Annotated in this window: 2 tRNA genes and 3 rRNA genes; all 5 read right to left on the bottom strand. The window is 46.1% G+C overall.

Annotated elements, in window-relative coordinates:
- Positions 1-250 precede the first annotated feature (250 nt).
- Positions 251-358: ribosomal RNA gene (rrf, locus tag BMX24_RS20935) — 5S ribosomal RNA — on the bottom strand.
- A 178-nt stretch (positions 359-536) separates the two neighbouring features.
- A 23S ribosomal RNA gene (locus BMX24_RS20930) occupies positions 537-3,294 on the bottom strand.
- A 158-nt stretch (positions 3,295-3,452) separates the two neighbouring features.
- Positions 3,453-3,526 (bottom strand) — tRNA-Ala (locus BMX24_RS20925).
- Between the two features lie 82 nt (positions 3,527-3,608).
- Positions 3,609-3,682: transfer RNA gene (locus tag BMX24_RS20920), tRNA-Ile, on the bottom strand.
- A gap of 208 nt (positions 3,683-3,890) precedes the next feature.
- Positions 3,891-5,407: ribosomal RNA gene (locus BMX24_RS20915) — 16S ribosomal RNA — on the bottom strand.
- The 16S, 23S and 5S rRNA genes sit together here with 2 tRNA genes alongside, the layout of an rRNA operon.
- Positions 5,408-5,828: the final 421 nt, after the last annotated feature.

Raw genomic sequence — 5,828 nt, 5'->3', positions numbered from 1 at the left:
GCATCTAGCATCTAGCATCTAGCATCTAGCATCTAGCAAAGATAAATCTTTGGGGTATGTGCATAAAAAAAGTCTCACAGAAAACTCTATGAGACTTTTGTATTTTATATAATACTTATATTCTTTTTTCTTGAAACATTTTTATATTCTTATCTTATTATATTCTTTAGAATAAAGAAACGTAAGAACGTAAAAAAGTAAAGACATAAAAAAACTCCTTTATCTTATCGATAAAGGAGTTTAAAATAAAAACTGGCGGCGACCTACTCTCCCGCTTTCGCAGTACCATCGGCGCTGGTGGGCTTAACTTCTGTGTTCGGAATGGGAACAGGTGAGCCCCACCGCTAAAACCACCCTAAAGGTTGTATATAGCTGTAGGCAGTAGGCTATAAGCTTTAGGCTTACAGCGCAAAGCATACTGCTTTTTAATCGATAAAAACTTTCACAAAGACAAAACCTTGGTCGCACTTATAAGATACCTGAGCTAGGTATGATTCATGATTGCTCATTACTTATTATTCATTACCTATTTAATAGGCTATAAATCTACGGGTAATTAGTACTACTCGGCTATGCTGTTACCAACTTTACACCTGTAGCCTATCAACGTGGTCATCTCCCACGACCCTTAAAAGATGTCTCATCTTGAGGCGAGTTTCGCACTTATATGCTTTCAGTGCTTATCTCTTCCAAACATAGCTACTCAGCGGTGCACCTGGCGGTACAACTGATACACCAGAGGTTTGTTCAATTCGGTCCTCTCGTACTAGAATCAAGCCCTCTCAAACATCTAACGCCCGCAATAGATAGAGACCGAACTGTCTCACGACGTTCTGAACCCAGCTCGCGTGCCACTTTAATGGGCGAACAGCCCAACCCTTGGGACCTTCTCCAGCCCCAGGATGTGACGAGCCGACATCGAGGTGCCGAACCTCCCCGTCGATGTGAGCTCTTGGGGGAGACTAGCCTGTTATCCCCGGAGTACCTTTTATCCTATGAGCGATGGCCCTTCCATACGGAACCACCGGATCACTATGTCCTGCTTTCGCACCTGATCGACTTGTTGGTCTCACAGTCAAGCACCCTTATGCCATTACACTCTACGCACGGTTACCAAGCGTGCTGAGGGTACCTTTGAAAGCCTCCGTTACTCTTTTGGAGGCGACCACCCCAGTCAAACTACCCACCACGCAATGTCCTTCCATTCAGAAGTTAGGCTCCAAGTAAGTAAAGGGTGGTATTTCAACGTCGGCTCCACAAACACTAGCGTGCCTGCTTCAAAGCCTCCCACCTATCCTACACATTACTTACTCAAAGTCAATACGAAGTTATAGTAAAGGTTCACAGGGTCTTTTCGTCCCATTGCGGGTAATCGGCATCTTCACCGATACTACAATTTCACCGAGCTCGTGGCTGAGACAGTGCCCAGATCGTTACACCATTCGTGCAGGTCGGAACTTACCCGACAAGGAATTTCGCTACCTTAGGACCGTTATAGTTACGGCCGCCGTTTACTGGGGCTTCAGTTAATGCCTTCGGTTTAACCCTAAGCACCTTCCTTAACCTTCCAGCACCGGGCAGGTGTCAGACCCTATACAGCATCTTTCGATTTAGCAGAGTCCTGTGTTTTTGATAAACAGTCGCCTGGGCCTCTTCACTGCGGCCACCATTGCTGATGGCGTCTCTTCTTCCGAAGTTACGAGACTATTTTGCCTAGTTCCTTAGCCACGACTCACTCGAGCACCTTAGGATTCTCTCCTCGACCACCTGTGTCGGTTTTGGTACGGGTTGCTTCACTTCGGCTTTTCTTGGATCCGATTTCACTATAACAGCTTCGCCCGAAGGCTAGGCCTTGACACTTCCGTCAGTCTTCAATAGCTACGTCGAACCGTCCCCTTTTTAGTGTGAGCAAGTATGGGAATATTAACCCATTGTCCATCCACTACCCCTTTCGGGTTCGCGTTAGGTCCCGACTAACCCTCAGCTGATTAGCATGGCTGAGGAAACCTTAGTCTTTCGGTGAGGGGGTTTCTCGCCCCCTTTATCGTTACTTATGCCTACATTTTCTTTTCTGTCCGCTCCACAATACCTCACGATACTGCTTCGGCGCAAACAGAATGCTCTCCTACCAGATATAATTAATTATAAATCCATAGCTTCGGTAATATGCTTATGCCCGATTATTATCCATGCCGAACCGCTCGACTAGTGAGCTGTTACGCACTCTTTAAATGAATGGCTGCTTCCAAGCCAACATCCTAGCTGTCAATGCAGTTCAACCGCGTTGCTTCAACTTAGCATATATTTGGGGACCTTAGCTGTTGGTCTGGGTTCTTTCCCTCTCGGACATGGACCTTAGCACCCATGCCCTCACTGCCGCAGAACATTTATTAGCATTCGGAGTTTGTCAGGAATTGGTAGGCGATGAAACCCCCGCATCCAATCAGTAGCTCTACCTCTAATAAACTCATTTGCGACGCTGCACCTAAATGCATTTCGGAGAGTACGAGCTATCTCCCAGTTTGATTGGCCTTTCACCCCTACCCACAGGTCATCCGAAGACTTTTCAACGTCAACCGGTTCGGTCCTCCACTCTGTGTTACCAGAGCTTCAACCTGCCCATGGGTAGATCACAAGGTTTCGCGTCTAATCCTACTAACTCAGCGCCCTATTCAGACTCGCTTTCGCTCCGGCTCCGGACCTGAAGTCCTTAACCTCGCTAGTAAAATTAACTCGTAGGCTCATTATGCAAAAGGCACGCCGTCACCCAACTTGTGGGCTCCGACCGCTTGTAGGCGTACGGTTTCAGGTTCTATTTCACCCTTCTATTCGAAGTGCTTTTCACCTTTCCTTCACAGTACTTGTTCACTATCGGTCTTTCAGGAGTATTTAGCCTTGGAGGATGGTCCCCCCATATTCAGACAGGATTTCACGTGTCCCGCCCTACTCATTTATCATCTATATATACCTTTCGCATACAGGATTATCACCTTCTACGATTGTTCTTTCCAGAACATTCTGCTAAATATATAAAGACTTTTGGGCTAATCCGCTTTCGCTCGCCACTACTTACGGAATCTCTTCGATTTCTTTTCCTCCGGGTACTTAGATGTTTCAGTTCTCCGGGTTTGCTTCCCCTAAGGGATAATACATCTTCAATGTATTGGGTTGCCCCATTCGGACATCTCGGGATCAATTCGTGTGTGCCAATCCCCCGAGCTTTTCGCAGCTTACCACGTCCTTCTTCGCCTCTGAAAGCCTAGGCATCCGCCATACGCCCTTAACGATTTCTTTCCTATTTTTAGGTTACTCAAGCACTTATAAGTGCTCGGTTTTCTCTTTGTGATGTCTTTACCGTTAATGTCAATGATCTTAATTTCTTTCTTTCAAACTGATGAACAAATGTTGTTTTTGGCTCCATCCGTAACTTTTAAATCAGTCTTCCAAAACTGTGGAGAATAAGGGAGTCGAACCCTTGACCTCCTGCGTGCAAGGCAGGCGCTCTAGCCAGCTGAGCTAATTCCCCCTCTAGGTGCTGTAGGCTTTAGGCTATAAGCTTTAGGCAAAATGCCTACTGCTTCAAGCTTACTGCTTACCGCCGTAATTAGTAGTCTCGGGCAGGCTCGAACTGCCGACCTCTACATTATCAGTGTAGCGCTCTAACCAGCTGAGCTACGAGACTCTTTGTGTTCCGAGTTCCGTGTTTCTGGTGCCGGGGTCTCCGGTGCCATTAACTCGTATCCCGTATCTCTGTTCCCTGATACTAATTTCTAGTGGGTTTTGTATTTTTAATATATATCAACCAATAAAAAAACTAAAGCTTAAACTTTAAGTAAGTACTTGGACATTTGCATGTCCGTAATTTTGTTTATCGTCTTAAAGACGCTCTAAAATGAGATGTTCCAGCCGCACCTTCCGGTACGGCTACCTTGTTACGACTTAGCCCTAGTTACCTGTTTTACCCTAGGCAGCTCCTTTTACGGTCACCGACTTCAGGTACCCCAGACTTCCATGGCTTGACGGGCGGTGTGTACAAGGCCCGGGAACGTATTCACCGCGCCATGGCTGATGCGCGATTACTAGCGATTCCAGCTTCATAGAGTCGAGTTGCAGACTCCAATCCGAACTGAGACCGGCTTTCGAGATTTGCATCACATCGCTGTGTAGCTGCCCTCTGTACCGGCCATTGTATTACGTGTGTGGCCCAAGGCGTAAGGGCCGTGATGATTTGACGTCATCCCCACCTTCCTCTCTACTTGCGTAGGCAGTCTTACTAGAGTCCTCAACTTAATGGTAGCAACTAGTAACAGGGGTTGCGCTCGTTGCAGGACTTAACCTAACACCTCACGGCACGAGCTGACGACAACCATGCAGCACCTTGAAAATTGCCCGAAGGAAGGTCTATTTCTAAACCGATCAATTCCCATTTAAGCCTTGGTAAGGTTCCTCGCGTATCATCGAATTAAACCACATAATCCACCGCTTGTGCGGGCCCCCGTCAATTCCTTTGAGTTTCAAACTTGCGTTCGTACTCCCCAGGTGGCTAACTTATCACTTTCGCTTAGTCTCTGAATCCGAAAACCCAAAAACGAGTTAGCATCGTTTACAGCGTGGACTACCAGGGTATCTAATCCTGTTCGCTCCCCACGCTTTCGTCCATCAGCGTCAGTTAAGACATAGTAACCTGCCTTCGCAATTGGTGTTCTAAGTAATATCTATGCATTTCACCGCTACACTACTTATTCCAGCTACTTCTACCTTACTCAAGACCAGCAGTATCAATGGCAGTTTCATAGTTGAGCTATGAGATTTCACCACTGACTTACTGATCCGCCTACGGACCCTTTAAACCCAATAAATCCGGATAACGCTTGCACCCTCCGTATTACCGCGGCTGCTGGCACGGAGTTAGCCGGTGCTTATTCGTATAGTACCTTCAGCTAGATACACGTATCTAGGTTTATCCCTATACAAAAGAAGTTTACAACCCATAGGGCCGTCGTCCTTCACGCGGGATGGCTGGATCAGGCTCTCACCCATTGTCCAATATTCCTCACTGCTGCCTCCCGTAGGAGTCTGGTCCGTGTCTCAGTACCAGTGTGGGGGATCACCCTCTCAGGCCCCCTAAAGATCACTGACTTGGTGAGCCGTTACCTCACCAACTATCTAATCTTGCGCGTGCCCATCTTTATCCACCGTAGTTTTCAATTTAAAATGATGCCATCTTAAATATTATGGGGTATTAATCTTCCTTTCGAAAGGCTATCCCCCTGATAAAGGCAGGTTGCACACGTGTTCCGCACCCGTACGCCGCTCTCTCTATTCCGAAGAATAAATACCGCTCGGCTTGCATGTGTTAGGCCTCCCGCTAGCGTTCATCCTGAGCCAGGATCAAACTCTCCATTGTATGTTTGTCTGACTCACTCAAAGTTTTTTTTTAACGCTTTAGTTTTTCCTTACTTGGTTGTTATATTGTATGTCAATGATCTTCATCTCTCTCGCTCCTCAGCTGCTACTTTCTGTCGTTTTCGCTTTGCTGATTTGCGTGTGCAAAAGTAAAAATTTATTTTAATATGACCAAATGTTTTTTGAGAAAATTTTAAAGTTTTTTGATGACCTTAATCCCTCTATCCACATCCTGTCAAATCTACTCCTGCGCTCCCGTTTTACCGGACTGCAAAGATACAAACTTTTTCCAAACTCACAACTTTATTCTAAAATAAATTCTAAAAGTTTTTCTCTAGTTTATTTCTCCCGGAGCTAATCTCTATGCCCATCTAAAGGCTCTTCTGCGCTACCTACTAACATCTCGTTTTCAGTGGGGCAAA

Origin of the sequence: Chryseobacterium wanjuense, assembly GCF_900111495.1 — a bacterium.
In the GTDB taxonomy this organism is placed as follows: Bacteria; Bacteroidota; Bacteroidia; order Flavobacteriales; family Weeksellaceae; genus Chryseobacterium; species Chryseobacterium wanjuense.
The sequence above is the reverse complement of the archived record's forward strand: the minus strand, read 5'-3'. Positions and strand labels throughout refer to the sequence as shown.